The following is a 23,602-nucleotide window of genomic DNA, read 5'->3' on the forward strand; positions in this document are numbered from 1 at the left end:
ATTTGCTATAAAGAAGTATAACCATTTAAAATTGGGGGCTTTCGAATGATTTTACTAATTGATCATAATGATTCATTTACATATAATTTATACCAATATTTTTTAGAGCTTGGGGAAGATATCCACGTTGTCTCCGCAGCGAATTTGACACTTGATAAATTTTCAGCGCTTAACCCAGAAATGGTCGTACTTTCTCCTGGACCTGGTTCGCCGGAAGAATTCCAGACCAGCTTGGAAATTCTCGATAAAACTAGTTTACCTATTTTAGGCATTTGCTTAGGACACCAAATGATTGCAACTTTTTTTGGCGCTAAAGTTGTTCGTGCTACTGTTCCAGTTCACGGAAAGACGAGCTTCATTACGCACAATCAAGCAGGGTTATTTACAGGACTTACGACCCCGTTTCTTGTAACTCGCTACCATTCGCTAATTGTGCAAAATGATTCTATTCCAGCCGAATTAGAAATAACTGCTATGACTGACGACGGAATTATCATGGGATTAAAGCATGCCACAAAACCAATTTATAGTGTGCAGTTCCATCCAGAAGCCATTCTTTCTGAAAACGGACACGAACTACTTCAAAATTTTGTACGGATAGGGAGAAATGAAAAATGAGTTTGTTACGATTTGATTTTGAAGGTGAAGTTAAAATATTTGAAAATCCTCTGCAAGAACTTGTTGCTAATGATTTGAGTGAGGTTTTATCTGTTATGCGTGCAGCAGAAGAAGCGCAGAAATCGGGAAAATATGTTGCTGGTTTTATTAGTTATGAGGCGGCTCCTGCTTTTAAAAAAGGTTTGGAGACGAAAACTTCGGATGAAACCCTACCACTTGTTTGGTTCGGCGTATATGATCATTTCACAGATGCCATTTTTGAAACGGAGCAAACTACAGCTATCCCTTTTAAAATGGATACAGATTATTCTGAGTATGCCAAGAAAATCGCAGCAATCAAGTCTGAAATAGCTGCTGGGAACACATACCAACTCAACTACACTGTGCGACTCAAGGGCGATTTACCTGATAGTTTTTCTGCTAAAGCGACTTATCAGACTTTACAACAAGCTGGAAAAGCAAATTACACGGCACTTCTTTCTACTGATAACTTTCAAATCATTTCTACGTCACCTGAATTATTTTTTAAACGACAAGGGACTTTGCTGACTACCAGACCGATGAAAGGCACTGTTCGACGCGGAGTTACGGATGACGCTGATCGAGCTGCACATGATTGGCTAATGAACGACCCAAAAAACAGCGCAGAAAATGTCATGATTGTGGATTTATTGCGTAATGATCTAGGAATGATTGCTCGACCTGGAAGTGTCAAAGTGCCAAAACTAATGACTTTAGAACCTTATCCGACTGTTTGGCAAATGACTTCAACTGTTACTGCCGAAATCCTTCCAGACACAAGTTTAACGGCCATTTTCAAAGCCCTTTTCCCTTGTGGTTCAATAACGGGCGCACCTAAAGCAAAAACAATGGAAATCATTTCTGCTTTAGAAGACTCTCCTCGCGGTGTTTATTGTGGAGCAATCGGATATTTGGAGCCTAATGGAAATGCAGTTTTTAATGTTCCAATTCGAACCATTTCCATCACGAATAAGAAAGCGACATATGGTGTAGGTGGCGGCATTGTTTGGGATTCTGATGCTAAAAGTGAGTTTTCAGAAATCCATGCTAAATCAGCTATTTTGAAAAACCAAGCTGCTTTCTCCTTAATTGAATGTTTACGGTTAGAAAATGGGCAACTAGCTCGACTAGCGTTTCATTTAGAACGCCTTGAAAAAAGCGCACATCATTTTGGATTTCCGTTTAATAGGAAAGAAATGGAACAACAATGGCGCAAAACTGCGGAAAATCAACCAACTGGTACACATAAATTCCGCGTTCTATTACATTCTGATGGGTCAACCAAGTTTGAGCTCACTGAAATCAGCGCGAAAAGCTTGCCAATTACTGCTTCTTTAGCGAGTAAACCAGTATTGGCAAATGAACCATTTCTTTATCATAAAACGACGAACCGAACTATTTATAATAACTTAAAAAACACCCATACCGATGAAACACTCTTATGGAACGAAAACGGAGAGCTAACAGAGTTCATCAATGGAAATATAGTTCTGGGTATAAAGAACTGTCTTTTAACTCCACCACTATCTTCTGGGCTACTTCCAGGGACAATGAGGGCTAGTTTATTAGCGGAAAGAAAGATTTTCGAACAAACACTAACAAAAAGAGACCTTTTGGAAGCTGACTTTGTGTGGTTAATTAATAGTGTAAGAGGTTTTGTAGAAGTGGAAATCAAGGCTTGATTTTTAGCTTTTTTCACAATTTAAAATAAATACCAGTGCTGATTTCGCCACATTTTCGCCATATTTACAATTAGGAAAAATTTCACTTGCAAATTTTCACAATCTATATTAGAATATACGTTCGCACTTCTTTATTTCCGTTTTCCAAGGGAGGAAAATCATGAAAGTATTGTTTCATCATCTTAAAAATTACAAACTACAAGCAACACTATCGACACTGTTTGTAGTCGTCATGGTTATCTCACAACTATGGCAACCAAAATTACTCCAGCAAGTTCTAGATGCCATTATGAAAGACGATATGGACAAAATCTCGTCCATTGGCGTACTGCTAATCGGTATCGCCGCTGTTGGTCTTATCGCTGGAGTTCTAAACACGATTCTTTCTGCCAAAGTCGCTCAAGGCGTTGGTGCAGATATTCGTGAATCTAGTTTCCGCAAAATCCAAACATTTTCATTCAGTAATATTGAAAAACTTTCGACTGGTAATCTTGTTGTAAGACAAACAAATGATATTACACAGGTCCAAAACTTAGTGATGCTTTCACTGCAATCGCTAACGAGAATTCCGATTATGTTCATTGGGGCTTTTATCCTGGCGATGTTTACGTTACCTGAATTATGGTGGGTAATTATTGTCCTTGTTGTCCTCGTTGTTCTGATTGTCGTGTTCACTTTCGGTTCGATGGGTAAACATTTTGCAATTATCCAAAGCTTGATTGATCGTGTAAATGCCATCGCAAAAGAAAACCTTGCCGGAATGCGCGTTGTTAAATCTTTCGTCCAAGAAGACAACGAAATTGGTCGCTTCACTACTGTCAGTGACAAATTAACTCGTCATACAATTATCGTTGGAACACTTTTCTCCGTGATGATTCCTGCATTTATGCTCGTTTCTAACTTAGCAATTGTTGTTTCTATCTACTTTGTTGGCGATATGGCAGCGGATAACCCTGAAGTTATCGGGGCAATTGCCTCCTTTATGAACTATCTTATGCAAATTATGATGGCAATTATTATTGGCGGGATGCTGATGATGATGGCTTCACGTGCACTTATTTCATTGAAACGTATTACCGAAGTGCTTGAAACAGAGCCAGATATCACGTACAACGAAAATGCACCGGAACAAGACCTAGATGGTACAGTAGAATTCCGCCATGTTAGTTTTAAATACGACGGCGATGATACACCCGCGCTACAAGATATCTCCTTTAAAGCCAATGTTGGTGAAATGGTAGGAATCGTTGGTGCCACTGGTTCTGGTAAGTCAACCCTTGCCCAGCTAATCCCTCGCCTTTATGACCCAACAGAAGGTGAAGTTATTATTGGTGGAACTAACTTAAAAGATATTAACAAAAAAACGCTTCGAAGTACCGTTTCTTTCGTTCTTCAACGTGCGATTCTTTTCTCTGGAACGATTGCAGATAATTTACGTCATGGTAAAAAAGATGCAACACCCGCTGAAATGGAAAAAGCGAGTAAAATCGCCCAAGCTAAAGAGTTCATTGACAAACAAGCGAAACTCTATGATGCTCCAGTTTCTGAACGTGGGAATAACTTCTCTGGTGGGCAGAAACAACGCTTATCAATCACTCGTGGCGTTATAGGTTCTCCTAAAGTATTAATTCTCGATGACAGTACTAGTGCGCTTGATGCGAAGTCTGAGAAATTAGTAAAAGAAGCACTTAATAAAGAACTCGACCACACCACAACCTTTATCATTGCCCAAAAAATTTCCTCAGTGATTCAAGCAGATAAAATTCTTGTTCTTGATCAAGGAAAACTAGTTGGTGTTGGTTCTCACAAAGAACTTATTAAAGAAAACGCTATTTACCGTGAAATTTACGACACTCAAAAAGGCAAGGAGGTAACTGCATAATGAAAGAGTTTAAACAAATTAGCCGCTTTTTCTGGCACTATCTCAAAGGTTACAAACCACAACTTGCTGTCATTTTAGTTGCTGTCATTTTCGCAACATATCTTCAAGTGAAAGCACCGCAATATATTGGTAATGCTGTTCAAGAGCTAGGTGATTACGTCGTTCGGTTAATGCAAACTGGCGTGGACGATAAGAGTGACTTCATCCATATTATTTGGATGCTCGTTCTCTGCTACGTACTGCTCGCTGCTGCCACTTTTATCCAAAGTATTATCATGACTGGGGTAGCTGGTAAATCGACGAACAGAATGCGTATAGGGCTTTTCCGTAAGATGGAAAAACTATCGATTCGTTTCTTTGATAGCCGCAATGATGGCGAAATGCTTAGCCGCTTCACTAGTGACTTGGATAACATTTCTAACACACTGAATCAGGCGCTTATTCAGGTTCTTTCTAATATTGCGCTAATGGTTGGTGTTATCATCATGATGTTCCAACAAAACGTAGAACTTGCTTTCGTTACACTAATCTCAGCACCATTTGCAGTAGCCATCGCGACACTTATCATCCGAAAAGCCCGCAAGTATGTCGATGTGCAACAAGACGAACTAGGCGTATTAAACGGCTATATCGATGAAAAAATTTCTGGTCAAAAAATTATTATCACTAATGGTTTGGAAGAAGAAACCATTGAAGGCTTTGTCAAACAAAACAATGTCGTAAAAGATGCGACTTACAAAGGCCAAGTTTACTCTGGTTTACTTTTTCCAATGATGCAAGGTATTTCACTACTTAATACAGCTATCGTTATCTTCTTTGGAGGATGGTTAGCTCTAAATGGTGACATAGAACGTACTGCTGCCCTTGGCTTGATTGTTATGTTCGTTCAGTATTCGCAACAGTTCTATATGCCACTAACGCAAATCTCGTCCCAGTATAGCCTACTACAACTTGCAATCACTGGTGCGCGCCGTGTTAGCGAAGTATTTGCCGAAGAAGAAGAAGTCGAACGTGCAAATCTGAAAACTATTGATGGTATTAAAAAAGGCGTTAAGTTAGATCATGTGGATTTTGCTTACGATCCTGACAAACCAGTATTAAAAGATGTTTCGATTGATGTAAGTAAAGGGAAAATGGTTGCACTTGTTGGCCCAACTGGTTCTGGTAAGACAACTGTTATGAACTTGCTGAATCGATTCTATAACGTTGATGGCGGTTCGATTTTGTTTGATGACATTGATATTCGTGACATTAGACTGGATTCACTACGGAAGCAAGTTGGCATCGTTCTACAAGACTCGGTACTCTTCACTGGTACGATTCGTGATAATATTATTTTCGGTAAACCTGAAGCAACAGACGAAGAAGTTCTTGATGCAGCAAAACAAGCTAATATCCATGACTTCATTATGAGTCTAGAAAATGGCTATGATACTAAAATTAGCGATGAAAACAATATTTTCAGTGTTGGTCAAAAGCAGTTAATGAGTATTGCTAGAACTATCATTACGAACCCTTCTCTACTAATTCTAGATGAAGCAACCAGTAATGTAGACACCGTAACAGAAAGCAGAATCCAAAAAGCAATGGATAATGTAATCTCTGGTAGAACAAGTTTCGTTATTGCCCACCGTTTAAAAACAATCCTCGACGCTGACCATATTGTGGTGCTACATCAAGGTGAAGTTATCGAACAAGGTAACCACGATGAACTTATGAAAGCAAAAGGATTTTACTCTGAACTTTATCATAATCAGTTCGTTATTGAATAAAAACATGCAAACTACCTCTGTTGGCTAATTAACAGAGGTAGTTTTTTGTTTACGAGCAAGTATACAATAATTAAAGTGATCTATTTTCACCCTAGCTATTTTATGGTTGTATAAAGCCAAAAAGTCGATTTCCCAAATCCGGGAAATCGACTTTTTTTATTTAAACCAACCTTGCACACCGTCAGCTACATAACTGCCAATGCCTGTAAAGAACGATCCGACTGCTTCGGCGGAAAGAGCAAACCAATTGGCTTTTTCGACATCACTAGCAGTTACGACTTTAATATCCTCCGTTTGTGAGCCGTCCAAATAGCCTAGATTATCGCCATCTTTCAATGAAACAGCCATTTCGCCAACTTCGGTATTTTTCTTGACTGGTGCTTCTAATGTTTTATCTTTGAATGTTACTTTTGTAGTTAATTTTGGTTCATTGCCGTTTTTTGGTACGACTAGTTTTACCGCATCTTTTGTAACAAGTCCAACTGTATCTTCCTTGCCTTTATCTACTGCAATAATGGAAGGATCTTTCACTTTTGAGCCTGCTTTTTGCACTTCTTTTACTTGAAAATTATTAAAAGAGTAGTCTAGCATTTTGTTAGTTTCGTCAAAACGAGCACTAGTATGTTCTCCTTCGCCTCCACCATTAGCATGAAGTACGACAGTGATTACACGCATGCCATTTTGCACAGCAGTAGCCGTCAAACACATACCTGCATAATCCGTTGTTCCTGTTTTCAGTCCGTCTACACCTTCACGACCGTAAATCAGACCGGGGAGTAACCAATTCCAGTTTGACATGTCGGTTTGGTCAGATGTTCCTTTACGAAATTCTTTTTTGGTCGTGCTTGCTGTTTTAAGTACTTCTGGGTAATCGTCAATTAAATGTTTTGCTAATTTCGCCATACCACGAGCTGTCATTTTGTTTTCATCTTTTGGACCGCCAACTTGCTGACCGCCTTTTAAATCTTCGTTATTAAGACCAGTCGAGTTAACAAATTGATGCTCACCAAGCTTTAGTTCTTCTGCTTTTTTGTTCATCATCGCTACGAATTCTTTTTCAGAACCAGCAATTTTTTCAGAAATAGCAATTGCTGCACCGTTTGCTGAATAAATTGCCATTGCTTCGTATAATTCTTGCACTGTGTACTGTTCGCCTAGTCTCAGCGGTACATTGGATAATGAGGTATCTTGAGAAACTTTATACGCATATTCAGAAATGGTTACTTTATCATCCCATTTTAGCTTTCCATCATTAATTGCTTCAAGTAGTAAGTATTCATCCATCATTTTCGTCATTGATGCGATACCCATAAGCTTATCAGCGTCTTTTGAATACAAAATTTTCCCTGTGCTTTCTTCAATTGCGATGGCTGCATTTGCATTTATGTTTGGTGCTTCTGCGGCTTCCGCTAAGTTCGGACTTACTAAAAAGCCACTTATTGCAAGGGATGCCGCCATGATAGCAATCCCAGCTTTTTTTATTATATTTTTCACTGCAACTTCTCCTTCATTTAAGCAAAAAAATGCTCATGTTATCTATATTTTCATCAAGAACCCTATTGTAAGTTCCCTTTTTCCAATAGGGTTCATTTTTCAGACGGATACTTTCATATTTTACCATGATTTAATAACCTCGTATATAAAACTTTTCGCCCAAAGATGAACTACCTGACAATTGGTAATAGGATATGTGACGGGTATTCTGGGCTATGATAAATAGTTTGGTTCGCAACTTGGCTTTCGGTTGAGTTGATGAAACTCTCTCCAGTGTTTGGGTTCGGGTCGAATCTTGGAAAGTTACTAGAAGAAATTTCGACACGGATTTGGTGTCCTTTTTGGAATAGATTACTTGTTGCCCATAAATCTATTGTATATTCATTGATATTATTTTGCACTTGATCACCGTACTGCTTAGCTGCGCGAATAATCCCGTCAGCGAGGTTAAATGCTCTACCATCTGGGAAGACATCTACTAGTTTAGCAGTAAAGTCTGTGTTTGGCGCATCTGTTTTAGCCCTTAGCTTTACTTGAACTGGTCCTGTTACTTCTAACGCTTCAGCTAATGGTGCTGTTGTATAGCAAAGTATATCTTCCCGAAGCTCTAATGCTTGTTGGTCGCGCGGTCCGTCAGCATGTAGCTCCTTGTGCAGTGTTCCTCCACCATTAGACGGCACGGGATTTTCTGGGTTGTAGCTAAATGTAGCTTCAGAATCAGTAGTTGGCGGTGTGAACTCGGCGCTTACTTCTCCTTTTTGAAAATAGAGCGGTGTAATGGTTGCATTTTTAGGTGGCCACTCTTCGGTAGTTTTCCACTCATTTAGCCCCATAACAAAGTAATTAATTGGCGCCATTTCTGGGAGTGGTTTTTGTTTTAGCCAGTGATTAAACCATTCGATATGCCGTTTATGCATACTCGCTTCACCCCACGCATTAGCGGCCATTCCAAAATCACGGTCACCAATCATTTGCCCAAAATTAGCATGTGTCCATGGTCCAATTACCAGCCGGTCGCCAAGCTCTCTAGTGTGTCCATTTTGGAAATTAGCGATTGTTTTATCTAGAAAACAGTCATACCAGCCAGCGACATGGAGTCCGGGAACTTTGATTTTTTCGTAATTACTTTTAGCATCGATTCCCTGCCAATGGCTGTGCGTTGGTTCATAATCAAGTAATTGGGAAAAATAGGGCATTTCTTCGGGACCAATTGCCGGCCAATCTTTGTATGGTTTGAACTTGTAAAGTGCATCTAGGCTATCTAAATTTTTCATTAATTTGTTTATTGCTTGTTTTAGTTCTTCTCGCGTCTCGTATTTTCTTGCGAGCATATTTGGTAGCATTGATTCGAGATTCCATGTCTCCCACATACCTAGTTCAAGTGCGCCATCATGATCATTAAACACATCTGTCATGCTATTTTGTGCCATAATTGGTGCAATTGCCTTCAAATGCTTGTTTCCACTAATTGCAGCTAATATTTGAGTGTATCCATAGTAAGATAAACCAAACATCCCTACGTCCCCATTTGAGTAAGGAAGTTTAGCTGCCCATTCAATGGTATCGTAACCGTCATCAACCTCTGCTATGTAAGGGACAAATTCTCCTTCTGATGTATATCTGCCGCGGACGTCTTGAACGATAACGATATAACCTTGCTCTGCCAAAATATTAGGCCTAATAAAGTGAAGTCCGTATGCTTTGCTATAAGGTAACCGCGTAAGTAAAACTGGATATTCTCCTTCGTCTGCTGGGCGATATATATCTGCGTAAAGTGTTACCTCGTCCCGCATCTTAGCTGGAATATCTGTTTCTATAATTAATCGATTATGTTTCACGTGAAACATCTCCTTTTTTGATATGAATTCTCAGTTTATTGTTTCGTAAATGGCAGTTTATGTCAAACAAAGCGACCCACTCATTATGAGTGGGTCGCTTTGTTTGATTTTATTTATCTAGTTTTAGTTTAGCGAGTGCCTCTGCCATTGGATTATTAAATGGTTCATCTTCTTGTTTGTTTTGTTTTTTCATAAATTTAGCTACGTCTGTTTTTGAGACATTCTTATTTTTTTGCTTATCGCGACGTTCTTGGAAAGCAGATAGCTTCTCACGATATCCACAAACGCAAACAAATAGCTGTTTGTCCCCTTCACCACGCATTTCCATACGTTTATGGCAATTAGGACAACGGGCATTGGTTGTTCTCGAAAGCGATTCACGGTGTCCGCATTCGCGGTCTTGACATACTAGCATTGTACCGCGTTTACCTTTAACTTTTAGCATTGGCTTCCCGCAATCAGGACATTTTTGTGAAGTAATATTATCATGGCGGAATTTCTTATCATTTTGCTTAATTTCCAATACTGCTTTTTTCGCATAATCGCGCATTTCCGCAGTAAACTTACGATAATCTAATTCACCTTTTGCAATTTTAGATAGTTTTTGTTCCCAGCGAGCAGTTAATTCCGGGGACTTCAAGTCTTCTGGAACTAGCTCAAGTAGTTGACGTCCTTTAGAAGTAATTTGGATCTCCTTACCTTGCTTTTCTAGGGAGAAGCTGTTAAAAAGTTTTTCGATGATGTCTGCTCGAGTTGCAACAGTTCCAAGGCCACCCGTATCACCAAGTGTTTTCGCTAGCGCTTTACTTGATGTTTCCATATATTTTGCTGGATTTTCCATTGCCGATAAAAGTGTCGCTTCATTAAATCTAGCTGGCGGCTTAGTTTTTCCAGTTTCTAAATTTACTCGTTTGACTGGAATTTTATCACCCTTTTTCATTTTGGTCAGCTGATCTGGTTCGCGCGTTTCCCCGTAAATGCTTTTCCAGCCAAGTGATTTAACAACTTTTCCTTTTACCGTGAAATCTTCTTGACCAATTTTTGCTTTAACAGAAGTTTCTTCATAAGTATACGGATCTGAAAGTACTGCTAAGAAACGTTTGACAACTAAGTCATAGATTTTTCTTTCTTTATCGCTTAAGTCTCCAAGTGAAACGGATTGTTCTGTCGGGATAATCGCATGGTGATCACTGACTTTGCTGTTATCGACGAACGATTTATTTGCTTTAATAGGCTTGCTGCTAATTTGGCGAGCAGCTTTCGCATTTTCACCTACACCACATGCTTGTAGGCGTTCTTTTAATGTTGGGACGATATCTGTAGAAATAAAGCGTGAATCTGTCCGTGGATAAGTTAAAATTTTATGTCGTTCATACAGTGTTTGCATGATATTAAGTGTTTCTTTTGCCGAAAAGTCATAACGATTATTGGCATCGCGTTGTAATTCTGTTAGGTCATATAGCCCAGGAGAAAAAGTTTTCTTTTCTTTCATAGAAACATCGGTAATAACGGCTGTTTCACCTTGCAAAGATTTCACTAGTTTTTCAGCTAATGCTTTATCAAAAGTTTGCCCATTGTTCCACGTGAAACATTCTTGCTCAGTTAAAGCAGTAATTCCGTAGTACTCACGTGGTTTAAAGTTGCGAATTTCTTCTTCACGATGCTGAATCATCGCAAGTGTAGGTGTTTGAACTCGCCCACATGAAAGTTGAGCATTATATTTGGTAGTAAGTGCTCGTGTTGCGTTAATCCCAACTACCCAGTCAGCTTCCGAACGCGCAACAGCAGAATGATATAGATTTTCGTAGGCTTTTCCAGGTTTTAAATGTTCAAAGCCTTCGCGAATTGCTTTGTCAGTTACAGATGAAATCCATAGTCGTTTAAGTGGCTTCTTGATTTTTGCATAATCAATAATCCAGCGCGCGACAAGTTCCCCTTCTCGTCCTGCATCGGTTGCAATAACGATTGTCGTAATATCCGTGCGGTTCATTAGTTTTTTCACTGTCTCGTATTGTTTTCGTGTTTGTTTAATTGGTTCTAGCTTCATTTTTTCTGGAAGCATCGGTAAATCTTCCATATTCCAATTTTTATATTTAGGGTCGTAGCGTTCTGGGTCTGCTAGCGTGACAAGGTGTCCAAGTGCCCAAGTGACAACATACTTCCCTCCTTCTAAATAGCCATTCTTTCCTTGTTTAGCCCCGAGTACGCGACCAATATCTTTACCGACAGACGGTTTCTCTGCCAGCACTAATGTTTTTGTCATCTGTCAAAATCCTCTCTTCTATCCTACTTATCGTAACACAACTTATTTATTCTTTCACTGCCTCTTGTTGTAAAACAGCCAAGAATTCTGCCCCGTATTTATCACGCTTCATTGCACCAATACCTTTAATTTCTAAAAGCGCCTCTTCGTCTTGTGGCAAGTAAGCGCACATTTCTCGTAAAGTTTCGTCAGAGAAAATGATATATGGGGGCACTTTATGTTTGGAAGCTAATTCTCTCCGTACTTCCCGGAGTTGTTCGAATAAGTCGCTATTTACTTCTATTTTCACTTTTTCTGCTCGTTTTGCTTGTTTTCGTTCGACTTTTAATTCACCGCGTAACACAGATACTGCTCGCTCCGTTAATTTTAACGCGGGAAACTGGCTATCGGTTGGTTGTAAATATTTTTCAGCGATGAGGTAATCAATCAGTTGCAGAACATCTTTTTGGGAGGCTTCTTTCATTAACCCATAGGTACTCAGTTCGTCAAATCGCCACTCTTTTACTTTCTGATCAGCTGAACCGGTCAATACTTTGGCAATTAGAACTTTTCCAAAGCGCTCTCCCATCCGCTTAATACAGGAAAATACTTGCTGTGCTAAAATCGTTACATCAGTGGATTCTCTTGTATCTAAACAGTTGCTACACTTCCCGCAATCCTCCTCATCATCACCAAAATATTGAACGATATACTTTTGCAAGCAGATTTCTGTATAGCCGTAGCCCGTCATTTGGCGTAGCTTGGCAAATTCGTTCTGTTTCCGCTCTTCGTCTAGCTCAGATTGTTCGATTAAAAACTGCTGAATCCGGCTATCTTGTGGAGAGAAAAGCAAGATACAATCACTCGGAACCCCGTCTCGCCCAGCCCGTCCTGCTTCTTGGTAATATGCCTCGATATTTCGTGGAATGTTATAGTGAATAACAAAGCGCACGTTAGACTTATTAATTCCCATTCCAAATGCGTTTGTGGCAACGATTACGCGAATATCATCATATAGGAACTTCTCTTGCCAATCTTGCCTTGCTAAATCGCTCATTCCTCCGTGATACATGCCGGATTCGACGCCTTTTTTTAGCAAGAAAGCATGGAGCCGCTCTACTTCTTTCCGTGTTGAAGCATAGACAATTCCTGACTCGGTTTTGTTTTTTGTTAAATATTCCATCAAATACTTATCTTTGTCTTGACCCTTAACTACTTGAAAGAATAAATTATCTCTCGAAAAACCTGTTTTCACGACTGAACTTTGCCCGATTTTTAACAACCGGCAAATATCATCCGAAACAGCTTGAGTTGCAGTTGCTGTTAGTGCGATAACAAGTGGTCTTTTTTTCATTTTATCTAAACTATCACAAAGCGTTAAGTAGCTTGGTCTAAAATCATGTCCCCACTGCGAAATACAGTGCGCTTCATCAATCGCGAACAAGGAAATTGGTACTTGTTCGATTAAACGCTGAAAACCTGGTGTTTCAATCCGTTCTGGCGCAATATAGAGCATCTTTAGCTCACCTGAAAAAGCGGCGTCTAAACGAAGATCGATTTCGTAAGTAGTTAGTGTACTATTTATAAAAGTGGCTCGAATCCCTTCAGAAACCAGCGCATCGACTTGATCCTTCATTAGTGAAATAAGTGGCGAAACAACAATCGTTAGTCCATCAAAAAGAAGTGCTGGGATTTGATAACAAAGTGACTTTCCGCCGCCAGTTGGCATAATTGCAAGAGCATCTTTTCCCGCGCAAAGTTTGGAAATGACATCCACTTGACCATCCCGAAAATCTTGATAACCAAAATTCTGTTGTAAAATAAGTTTTGCTTGCTCTATCATGATCTTTTTTCACGCCTCCTCTATAGAAATAGTATAGCTGTTTTGCGACTGTAATTGAAGCTTTTTGAGAAAATTCGTGTTTTGGAGCTGATTTTGATTTTTTACTAAAAAAAGCAGAATCTCTGAATTAAAGAGATTTCTGCTCGGATAGTAACCAATCAATAATATGAATTATAGGAATTCCGTCTATTTGAAGTAATGTTCTAGTTAATAAATATTTCACCATTATTTGAAGTTAGCTTCAAATAATGACGTTTAAAGTACTTTTAAAAAAAACAAGGACTCTCATCAACCTCTTGAGAATCCCTGCTTTCTAAAAACTTAGGAAATACTATAATTTGGTGCTTCTTTGGTAATTTGGATATCATGCGGATGACTTTCACGTAGCCCAGCGCCAGTCATACGAACGAATGCCGCTTCCTCGCGAAGGTGTTTCAAGTCTGCTGAACCAGTATAACCCATTCCAGAACGAACTCCACCAACTAATTGGAAGATAATGTCCGCAACGGAACCTTTATAAGGAACGCGACCTTCAATACCTTCTGGAACTAGCTTTTTAGCATCTGCTTGGAAATAACGGTCTTTAGAACCATGCTCCATTGCCGCCAAACTTCCCATGCCACGATACGTTTTAAATTGACGACCTTGGAAAATTTCTGTTTCGCCAGGACTTTCATCTGTTCCAGCAAGCATACTTCCAAGCATAACCGCGTTACCACCAGCAGCTAGTGCTTTCACGATATCCCCAGAATATTTAATGCCGCCATCTGCAATAATGGTTTTACCAAATTCGCGCGCAACGGTTGCACAGTCATAAATAGCAGTAATTTGCGGAACGCCAACACCTGCAACTACACGAGTCGTACAAATCGAACCTGGTCCAATTCCAACTTTCACAATATCAACACCAACTTCGAAAAGAGCACGTGCTCCTTCAGCTGTAGCAACGTTTCCTGCAACTATAACAATATCATTAAATGCTTTACGAATCTCAGAAATCTTATTGATAACACCAGCAGAATGTCCGTGCGCAGTATCAATAACAATCGCATCTGCGCCAGCATCAATGAGTTTTTCTACGCGTACAAATGTATCGTTTGTAATTCCTACTGCCGCCGCAACAAGAAGTCGACCATGTTTATCTTTCGCAGAATTTGGAAACTCAATTACTTTTTCAATATCTTTAATAGTGATTAACCCTTTTAAAATACCCGCATCGTCAACAAGTGGTAATTTTTCAATACGGTGTTTTTGTAAAATTTGCTCCGCTTGTTTTAGCGTTGTTCCAACAGGTGCAGTCACTAAATTTTCTTTTGTCATAACGTCTTTAATGACTGTAGAATAATCGGAAATGAAACGTAAATCACGGTTAGTTAAAATTCCAACTAGTTTGCGTTCTTTCTCGTTGTTCACAATTGGGACACCAGAAATTCGGTATTTACCCATTAGATGTTCTGCTGCAAAGACTTGATGATCTGGAGTAAGATAGAAAGGATCAATGATAACACCACTTTCAGACCGTTTAACCTTTTCAATTTCTTCCGCTTGTTGTTCGATACTCATATTCTTATGAACGACACCGATTCCACCTTGACGCGCAATTGCAATCGCCATTTTAGCTTCGGTAATTGTATCCATTCCCGCACTCCAAATTGGTACATTTAATTTGAGTGATGGAGCCATTTCTACACTTAAATCTACATCATTTGGTAATACGTCCGATTTTGCTGGAACAAGTAATACATCATCAAATGTTAAGCCTTCTTTTGCAAATTTTGTTTCCCACATGGGTCGCAAACACTCCTTTTTTTGGCGCTAGCTTTTTATATAGAAAAAACGCATCATCTTCTCCCTATTTTCATAAAGAAAAAATGGTGGAAAATATCCACATCATGCGACTTGTACTTCTATAATCATGCTGAAATAGCCAATGTATTTTTTAGTTATTGAATATGATGTTACAAGAAGCTAGGAGCTATGTCAAGAAGGTTTTATTTTGTTGTTTTATTCAGAAAATATAGTAAAAATGTTTCACGTGAAACATAAAAAAACCCGTCTAAGATATTTTTCTTAAACGGACTCACTTTTTATTAACTTATTATACAATGCTAGATTTTCATCATCGTAACAAACAAAGCGAATTTCTTTAATGCTCGAATCATACTCTTCTTCTATCCATTTTCGCACGGTATATAAGACTACTTCAGCAGCTAGTTTTTTAGGAAATCCATATACGCCAGTTGAGATATTCGGGAAAGCAATTGATGTTAAGTCTTTTCCGGCTGCTAGGTCTAAAGATTTCCAATAACAAGAAGCTAATTTGTTTGCTTCTTGATGTTCGCCACCCTTCCACACTGGGCCTACCGCATGGATGATGTAGTGAGTTTTTAGTTCGCCTGCTGCTGTAATAACAGCTTCTCCAGCTGGACATGAGCCAATTCGATTAATAATCTCTTGACATTCTTTTAATAAATTTGGACCGGCTGCCTGATGAATTGCTCCATCGACTCCTGCTCCGCCTAAAAGCCCTGAGTTAGCTGCATTCACAATAACATCGACATCTTGTTCGGTAATATCACCTTTTACAATTGTTAGCTTCACTTCATCACCTCTTTTCTTTATTCTAATTTATTTTAATGGGAATTTCCAGCTAAGCGACTAATTTCGTTTCGTCAATGCATAACTATAATTCCCTTCATAGGTGATTAACTGCTGGTTTTCAAGCCAAATTACTTTTGAGCAAAGTTGATCCATAAAGTAGCGGTCATGCGAGACTGTTATAACTGTTCCCGAAAATGATTTGATGGCTTCTTCTAAAACCTCACGAGATGCAATATCTAAATGGTTCGTCGGTTCATCTAAAATTAACGTATTGACAGGCATATTAATAAACTGCGCCAGCCTCAGCCTCATTCGTTCGCCACCACTAATATTCCCGACTTTACGAAAGACCATTTCTCCGTAAAACATAAACCCTGCCAACATTTTTCTTGCATCTCCCTCTGTCACTGCCACCTTATCTCGGAACGCTTCAAGCACAGTCATCTCTTGGTTAAGTTCTTCCATTTGCTGGGAAAGTGATGCAATTTTAACACTCGCACCAACTTTAATAAAAACGCTATCTGGCGTGACTTCACCCTCTATCATTTTTAGAAGCGTTGTTTTCCCTGTACCATTTTCACCAATAAGTGCTACTCGTTCCCCTTGTCTAATTTGTAGAGATACATCCTTTACAATCGGCTTGTCTACAAAAGCTTTAGTCAAATTCTCCATAACTACTACTTCTTGCCCACTACGACCTGCTTCATCAAATTGAAGTTGCATTTGTTTTTGCGTCAAGACAGGTCGCTTCATCATCACGATTCGCTCTAAGGCTTTTTCCATGTTCTTTGCTCGGCGAAACATTGCATCACTAGGAGGATTTGATGCCATTGCCCAAATACGTAGCTGTTTAATCGCCTTTTCCATTTTTTTGATTTTCTTTTGTTGGTCTTTATATTCTTGAAATTCGCGCAATAACCGCTCTTCTCGTTCCTTTAAATAACCAGAAAAATTCGTGTTATAAATGATTAGCTCTTTATTTTCCAACTCAACCATTTTCTGAACTACTTCGTCTAAAAAGTATCTATCATGCGATACAACGAAGACAGTTCCAGTATAATATTGCAAAAATGCCGTTAACCATTCTACCGCCATAAAATCTAGGTGGTTTGTTGGTTCATCTAGTAGTAGTAAATCTGTTTTCTGTAACAATAAATGGGCTAATGCAGTTTTTGTTTTTTCGCCACCGCTTAACTCGCTCCATTTTCTAGTCTTCAGCTTACTGATACCTAAACCATTCACTACTTTGTTCAGATTAGCATCCATTTCATAGCCGCCAAGTTCCCCAAATAATGACATCTTATCACCATAGCGATTCAGTAGTTTTTCACTTGTATTTGTTGTGAGCTCTTTCTCTAAGCTACGAATTTCATTTTCTAATAGTTGAAGTTCTCCAAAGCTTGTCCGCAAATACTCCTCTACATTGATTTCTGGATCAACAGTAGATAACTGCTCTAAAAGCCCCCCAATTTTCACTCCTTTTTTATGCGTCACGATTCCGTGATCTACACCTTCCGAGCCTTTCAAAATTTTTAAAATGGTACTTTTACCTTCCCCGTTCCGACCAATTAGGCCAACACGTTCCCCTTCTTCTAACTGAAGTGATACTTTATCTAAAATAATATCTCCTGTAAAATTTTTTACCACGTCATTCATTGCTACTATTGTCATTTTCCCCTCCATTTATCCGAGGAAGCACAGCAAAATGTTTCACGTGAAACATTTTTAGACAACAAAAAAGCGTCAGACAAGCGCCCGACGCCAATTATAAGTATAACACTAATTTAGCACTATACAAACCGATTGCGTGACTCCATGCTTCTCTCATTTTTTCTAGTTATGCAGTTTTTTGGGCAGACTTCGCCAATGTAACTGCAATACCGGAAAAAATTGCACGAACGATATACAAATATTTTGCTATAGTAGTACGCGCATTCAAAAGAAACATGTCATCTCACCTCTTTCCATTAATACTTATAGAATAACGGACCCCCCTGTAAATGTCAATTGCTCTCTCTATCACATGCGTGAAACACAGCGTTTCATTCCAGAAACTTATACCATTGATATGAAACACGAGCCTAAAACAAGAAAATCTATTTACCAATCAGCGGAAACCGTTTACATTAATAAGGCAAGCAAAACTAAAACTTATAATTGCACATAATTTTGGAGGTGCCATAATGGAACATAAAAAGTTGAAACCTTTCCCAAAAGATTTTCTATGGGGCTCGGCTTCTGCAGCGTACCAAGTAGAGGGTGCCTGGGACGAAGATGGTAAAGGGCCATCTGTATGGGATGAATTTGTTCGTATCCCTGGAACAACATTCAAAGAAACAAACGGAGATGTAGCGGTGGATAATTACCATCGTTATAAGGAAGATGTTGCGCTTATGGCCGAACAGGGCTTAGAAGCGTATCGTTTCTCAGTTGCATGGAGCCGAGTTATCCCGCACGGTAACGGAGAAGTGAATGAAGCTGGATTGAAATTTTACGATAATTTGATTGATGAGCTGCTTTCTTATGGAATTGAGCCTGTTGTAACCCTATATCATTGGGATATACCTCAAGGGCTTCAAGATGAATATGGCGGTTGGGAATCTCGTCAAGTGATAGAAGATTTCACTACCTATGCTGCCCTACTTTTCGAACGCTTCAATGGTCGGGTGAAATATTGGGTAACACTTAATGAACAAAACGTCTTCATTTCACACGGGTATAAATTAGCTTATCATCCACCTGGTGTTTCCGACGATAAACGGATGTTTGCAGCAAATCATCACGCTAACCTAGCGAATGCTTCCGCGATTGCTAAATTCCGCGAACTAGGTATTTCCGGAAAAATCGGTCCAAGTTTTGCCTACGGACCAAGTTATTCAATTGATGCCAATCCGCAAAACGTTTTAGCATCCGAAAACTCCGAAGAATTTAACGCACATTTCTGGATGGACGTTTACACATGGGGCGAATATCCAACCGCTACTTGGAACTGGTTAGAAGAGCACGGGCTCGCTCCAGAACTTTTACCAGGTGATACAGAACTTTTGAAAAAAGGAAAACCCGATTTCATGGGCGTGAACTATTACCGCTCAATGACACATGCCTTTAATGGCGCTGATGGAGTTGGTTCTGGAAAAATGAATACCACTGGTGAAAAGGGCACTTCTGAGGAGTCTGGTGTACCGGGGTTATACAAAAACACCAACAATCCTTATCTAGAAAAAACCAACTGGGACTGGGATATTGACCCAACTGGCTTACGTATCGGCTTGCGTAGAATTACGAACCGCTACAAATTACCAATTATGATTACTGAAAATGGGCTTGGTGAGTATGATAGCTTAACAGAAGATCACAAGGTACACGATGAATACCGCATAGAGTATATTCGCGCACATGCTCTAGCTATTCAAGAAGCAATTACAGATGGCGTCGAAATGCTTGGTTACTGCACTTGGAGCTTCACCGATTTACTTAGCTGGCTAAATGGTTACCAAAAACGTTACGGTTTCGTTTATGTTGACCGCGATGAAAATGATGAAAAAGAACTAAAACGCTATAAAAAAGATAGTTTTTACTGGTATAAAAAGACAATTGAAGCAAATGGAGCTAATCTAGTAGAAGAACAGGGCAAATAAGCCTTGTTCTCTCTCTGCTTCACCAATTATTCTTGGGAGGGAATTTTTTATGAAAAAAATATTGCTTGTTTGTGCAGCCGGAATGTCCACAAGTTTACTCGTTACGAAAATGAAAGCGCACGCAACCTCAATTGGGGAAGAAATTGAAATCGAAGCACTTCCAGTATCTGAAGCTAGTAATGTAGTAGATGAAATGGATATCGTTATGCTTGGGCCTCAAGTCCGCTATCAAAAACCACAAGTAGATGAACTTGTACAAGGTCGTATTCCCGTTGTTGTTATCGATATGAAAGATTACGGTATGCTAAACGGTAAAGCAGTTCTCGAAAAAGCTTTTGCTGAAATTAGATAAGAAATTTAAAATAGGGAGGTTTTAAAATGAGTATAATGACAAAATTTGAACACGGCATGGAACGTGTTCTGGTACCAGTTGCGAATAAATTGAACTCTCAGCGCCATATTGCAGCAATTCGTGATGCATTTATTTTAGTTTTCCCATTAATTATGGCTGGTTCAATTATTACCTTAATTAACTTCGCAGTATTATCACCTGATGGCTTTATTGCAAAAATCTTATTTCTTGGGAAAATTTTCCCTAATTTAGCTGATGCACAGGCCGTTTTCTCTCCTGTTATGCAAGGCTCGACGAATATTATGGCGATTTTAATTGTATTTTTAGTTGCCAGAAATCTCGCCATCTTCTTCAAACAGGATGATTTACTCTGTGGACTCACTGCAATTGGTGCCTTCTTCATTGTATATACTCCTTACACAGTGATTGATGATGTCACTTATATGACCATCAAATTCCTTGGTGCTCAAGGGCTTTTTGTAGCGATTATTGTAGCAATTATTACTGGTGAGGTATTTAGTCGCCTAGCTAGATCCCCGCGTTTAATGATTAAAATGCCTGAACAAGTACCACCAGCAGTTGCTCGTTCTTTTAAAGTATTAATTCCAGTTATTATCATTACGATTCTTTTCACTGTAATTAACTACCTTATTACACTTGTAGCTCCAGAAGGTTTAAACGACCTTGTTTACACAGTCATTCAAGCTCCACTTAAAGATATGGGTACGAACGTTTTCTCTGTAATTATTATTGGTCTTGTATCTAACCTGTTATGGGTTCTTGGAATTCACGGACCAAATACAGTTGCGGCTATCCGTGACACCATCTTCACTGAACCTAACTTAGATAACTTATCCTACGTAGCACAACACGGCTCCGCTTGGGGCGCACCATACCCGGCAACTTGGGCTGGTCTTAATGACGGATTTGCAAACTACGGTGGATCTGGTATGACACTTGGTCTTCTAATTGCTATCTTCATTGCATCTCGTCGTGCAGATTACCGCGATATTGCAAAACTATCTATCGCACCAGGTATTTTCAATATTAATGAACCAGTTATTTTCGGTTTACCAATCGTATTAAACCCAATTATGGTTATTCCTTTCATCATCACACCAGCAATCAACACATTAATTGGTTACTTCTTTATCACAACAAAATTAATTCCACCTGTCGCCTATCAAGTGCCTTGGACAACACCGGGACCACTGATTCCATTCCTTGGTACAGGAGGAAACTGGCTCGCGCTTCTGGTCGGACTGCTTTGTCTCGCCGTCGCGACAGTCATTTATCTACCATTCGTCATTGTATCGAACAAAATTGCCGCGAGTGATGCCGCAATGGATGCAAACGCAACAGCTTCAACTGAAAAATAGGATGTGACAATATGAAAATTGCAGCATTTGATATTGGTGGAACGGCCCTTAAAATGGGGGTCGTTTTGCCACATGGAGAAATTATTTTAACGAAATCCGCCGAAATAATTGGCAGTGATGGTGACCAAATTTCAACAGAAATGAAGCAGTTTCTGGCAGAAAATACAGATGTCAACGGTATCGCCATTAGTGCCCCCGGTTATGTTAATCCAAAAACCGGGCTGATTACAATGGGTGGCGCTATTCGTAGATTTGATCATTTTAATTTAAAAGTATGGCTGGAAACAGAAACTAATCTTCCGGTTTCCATCGAAAATGATGCTAACTGCGCCCTACTTGCAGAAAAATGGCTTGGCAAAGCAGCAGATTTAGACGATTTTCTTTGCTTGACGATTGGAACTGGGATTGGTGGCGGAATTTTTTCTAATGGAGCAATCGTTCGTGGTGGAAGGTTTCGTGCTGGAGAATTTGGTTACATGTTTAGCGAACGTCCAGGAGCTAGTAGACCAGGAAAATACACGCTAAACGAAACGACTACTATGCTCGTTCTTCGTAGATACTACGCCGAGATTACCGGACGACCATTAGAAGAAATTACTGGTGAAGAAATTTTTGCGAATTATGACGCTGGTGACGCTATTTCTGAGCGATTAATCAATGAGTTTTATACTGGGATTTGTACAGGGTTATACAATTTAATTTATCTATTTGATCCTACACATATTTTCATTGGTGGCGGAATTACTAGTCGCCCTACTTTTATCGCCGAACTGCAGCATCATATGACTAGTTTTGGTCTACGCGACACTATTATCGAGACGGCAACACATAAAAACCAAGCTGGCCTGCTCGGGGCAGTTTATCACTTTTTACAGGAGGAAAATAGACATGAATGAAATGGAAACCGTGATTTTTGGCATGATTAGCCAAGTTGGTTCTGCAAGAAGCAGTTACTTAGAAGGGCTACGCGCGGCACGTGGTGGTGATTTTGAAGAAGCAGAGGCAAAATTACAAGAAGGAAGCGAATCACTCGGAAACGGCCACCACGAGCACCATAAACTAATTCAAAAAGAAGCTTCCGGTGAAAAAGTAGAAATTCAACTACTTTTAATCCATGCAGAAGACTTACTTATTACAACGGAAACATTGCGCGAAGTTGTCACTGAGTTCGTCCATGTTTATAAAAAAATAAGTTAATATCATTTTTAAGAAAAAAATCTATCCTACTTAAGGGTAGATTTTTTGTTTTACGCTATATTTTTACGCTTTTTGCTTCTGCTAAATTCAAGTTATTAATTGCTATACTATTTTTAAATCAATGGGTAAAGCTTGGGAGCAAAATTTGCCCCGCAAAAAAAAACTGCATTCGCTATAGTTAAAGTATCATCCAACTTGGCCAAGGAGGAAGATTTAAAATGGATATCAAAAGACTGAGCTTATTGCATCGTTTAACACAGATTCTTGATCGCAATCATTTTGGAACTATTGATTATGAGCTTGCCAAATTTTTTTTAGACAACTATCGTTCCATAAGTAAAATGAATATTTATGAAATCGCTGAACAAAATTTTGTCTCACGTGCTAGTATTCGTCGTTTCGCCAGCCATATCGGTTATGAAAATTTTGCAAAAATGAAACAACATTTCCAAGACTTTGATGAAGGAGCTGAAGTTTATCGCAAAGTCCATGGCACTGCTGACTTCCGCATAAAATTATATCGCTATCTATCACTCATGATGGAAGAACTCAACATTCGCATGAATTCAAGCGAGGTTTCCTGGCTCATCCAAGAGATTGATCAAGCACAAGAAGTAGCTTTTATTGCTTCTAGTCACATCGCAGGTATTTTCCAAACCTTCCAGCAAGAACTAGTAATCTTCGGAAAACGAGTAACCCTACTTTCCAATGAAGAAGATATTTGCGCTAGCCTCGATTATTTCGGTCCAGAAACAATGATTATTGTCTTTTCTATCTCTGGTTTACTAGCAGAAACTTTAGCGCCGGCAATTAGATGCTTCACTGGCAAAAAAATTCTTTTCACTTTAAAACGTGCACCTGAATTCAATTACAACTTTAAAAAAATTTATCATTTACGCAGTCAGGAAAATACGGAGATACCAGATGTTTTCTATTATTCTTATGCCGTTCATTATTTCTTAGATGTCATTTTAAGTGAATTTTTAAAATTAAAAACGGAGAGGAACGATTTTAATGATTTATAAAAACAACCCCCTTTTTCC

Annotated in this window: 18 protein-coding genes; 11 read left to right on the forward strand and 7 right to left on the reverse strand. The window is 39.2% G+C overall.

The window, feature by feature from the left end:
• Positions 1 to 45: 45 nt before the first annotated feature.
• From CKV67_RS14135 to CKV67_RS14150, 4 genes are all read left to right on the forward strand, one after another.
• Positions 46 to 618, forward strand: coding sequence for an anthranilate synthase component II (locus tag CKV67_RS14135; protein ID WP_014093954.1), 573 nt, complete (start codon positions 46 to 48; stop codon positions 616 to 618).
• Complete coding sequence (gene pabB, locus CKV67_RS14140; protein WP_014093955.1) at positions 615 to 2,321, forward strand: aminodeoxychorismate synthase component I; 1,707 nt, start codon at positions 615 to 617, stop codon at positions 2,319 to 2,321. Before CKV67_RS14135 ends, pabB begins: the two co-directional genes overlap by 4 nt.
• A gap of 160 nt (positions 2,322 to 2,481) precedes the next feature.
• Complete coding sequence (locus CKV67_RS14145) at positions 2,482 to 4,203, forward strand: ABC transporter ATP-binding protein (RefSeq protein WP_025280140.1); 1,722 nt, start codon at positions 2,482 to 2,484, stop codon at positions 4,201 to 4,203.
• Positions 4,203 to 5,975 (forward strand): ABC transporter ATP-binding protein, encoded by a 1,773-nt coding sequence (locus tag CKV67_RS14150; RefSeq protein ID WP_014093957.1) that lies wholly within the window; start codon positions 4,203 to 4,205, stop codon positions 5,973 to 5,975. The genes CKV67_RS14145 and CKV67_RS14150 overlap by 1 nt, the downstream gene beginning before the upstream one ends.
• A gap of 156 nt (positions 5,976 to 6,131) precedes the next feature.
• Here CKV67_RS14150 and pbpD1 read toward each other — a convergent pair whose 3' ends face one another.
• The 7 genes from pbpD1 to abc-f all read right to left on the reverse strand — a co-directional run bounded on the left by pbpD1 (position 6,132) and on the right by abc-f (position 17,664).
• Positions 6,132 to 7,469: a D-alanyl-D-alanine carboxypeptidase PBPD1 gene (gene pbpD1 / locus CKV67_RS14155; protein ID WP_014093958.1), complete on the reverse strand. Its 1,338-nt coding sequence runs from the start codon at positions 7,467 to 7,469 to the stop codon at positions 6,132 to 6,134.
• 170 nt (positions 7,470 to 7,639) lie between these two features.
• Complete coding sequence (locus tag CKV67_RS14165) at positions 7,640 to 9,307, reverse strand: CocE/NonD family hydrolase (protein ID WP_014093959.1); 1,668 nt, start codon at positions 9,305 to 9,307, stop codon at positions 7,640 to 7,642.
• A gap of 109 nt (positions 9,308 to 9,416) precedes the next feature.
• On the reverse strand, positions 9,417 to 11,570 hold the full coding sequence (locus tag CKV67_RS14170) for a DNA topoisomerase III (RefSeq protein WP_014093960.1): 2,154 nt from the start codon (positions 11,568 to 11,570) through the stop codon (positions 9,417 to 9,419).
• A 46-nt stretch (positions 11,571 to 11,616) separates the two neighbouring features.
• A complete protein-coding gene (recQ, locus tag CKV67_RS14175) occupies positions 11,617 to 13,392 on the reverse strand; it encodes a DNA helicase RecQ (protein WP_014093961.1) in 1,776 nt (591 codons plus the stop codon).
• 321 nt (positions 13,393 to 13,713) lie between these two features.
• Positions 13,714 to 15,180, reverse strand: a complete 1,467-nt coding sequence (gene guaB, locus CKV67_RS14180; RefSeq protein WP_014093962.1) for an IMP dehydrogenase — start codon at positions 15,178 to 15,180, stop codon at positions 13,714 to 13,716.
• Positions 15,181 to 15,462: 282 nt separating this feature from the next.
• Complete coding sequence (locus CKV67_RS14190; RefSeq protein ID WP_014093963.1) at positions 15,463 to 15,993, reverse strand: ADP-ribose-binding protein; 531 nt, start codon at positions 15,991 to 15,993, stop codon at positions 15,463 to 15,465.
• Positions 15,994 to 16,050: 57 nt separating this feature from the next.
• Entirely contained in the window at positions 16,051 to 17,664 is a 1,614-nt protein-coding gene (abc-f, locus tag CKV67_RS14195) for a ribosomal protection-like ABC-F family protein (RefSeq protein WP_025280141.1), read from the reverse strand.
• Between the two features lie 178 nt (positions 17,665 to 17,842).
• Between abc-f and CKV67_RS14200 the strand changes: the two genes are divergently transcribed.
• The 7 genes from CKV67_RS14200 (at position 17,843) to CKV67_RS14230 (ending at position 23,584) form a co-directional block, all read left to right on the forward strand.
• On the forward strand, positions 17,843 to 18,160 hold the full coding sequence (locus tag CKV67_RS14200; protein WP_095075148.1) for a hypothetical protein: 318 nt from the start codon (positions 17,843 to 17,845) through the stop codon (positions 18,158 to 18,160).
• A gap of 16 nt (positions 18,161 to 18,176) precedes the next feature.
• Complete coding sequence (locus CKV67_RS14205; RefSeq protein ID WP_014093964.1) at positions 18,177 to 19,631, forward strand: glycoside hydrolase family 1 protein; 1,455 nt, start codon at positions 18,177 to 18,179, stop codon at positions 19,629 to 19,631.
• A 49-nt stretch (positions 19,632 to 19,680) separates the two neighbouring features.
• Complete coding sequence (locus CKV67_RS14210) at positions 19,681 to 19,983, forward strand: PTS sugar transporter subunit IIB (protein WP_014093965.1); 303 nt, start codon at positions 19,681 to 19,683, stop codon at positions 19,981 to 19,983.
• A 26-nt stretch (positions 19,984 to 20,009) separates the two neighbouring features.
• On the forward strand, positions 20,010 to 21,362 hold the full coding sequence (locus CKV67_RS14215; protein ID WP_014093966.1) for a PTS sugar transporter subunit IIC: 1,353 nt from the start codon (positions 20,010 to 20,012) through the stop codon (positions 21,360 to 21,362).
• Positions 21,363 to 21,373: 11 nt separating this feature from the next.
• Entirely contained in the window at positions 21,374 to 22,258 is an 885-nt protein-coding gene (locus CKV67_RS14220) for an ROK family protein (protein ID WP_014093967.1), read from the forward strand.
• Positions 22,251 to 22,559, forward strand: a complete 309-nt coding sequence (locus tag CKV67_RS14225; RefSeq protein ID WP_014093968.1) for a PTS sugar transporter subunit IIA — start codon at positions 22,251 to 22,253, stop codon at positions 22,557 to 22,559. Before CKV67_RS14220 ends, CKV67_RS14225 begins: the two co-directional genes overlap by 8 nt.
• A gap of 218 nt (positions 22,560 to 22,777) precedes the next feature.
• The gene (locus CKV67_RS14230) at positions 22,778 to 23,584 is read left to right on the forward strand and encodes a MurR/RpiR family transcriptional regulator (RefSeq protein ID WP_025280142.1); all 807 of its coding nucleotides are present in this window, start codon (positions 22,778 to 22,780) and stop codon (positions 23,582 to 23,584) included.
• Positions 23,585 to 23,602: the final 18 nt, after the last annotated feature.

Source organism: Listeria ivanovii subsp. ivanovii (assembly GCF_900187025.1).
Taxonomy (GTDB): domain Bacteria; phylum Bacillota; class Bacilli; order Lactobacillales; family Listeriaceae; genus Listeria; species Listeria ivanovii.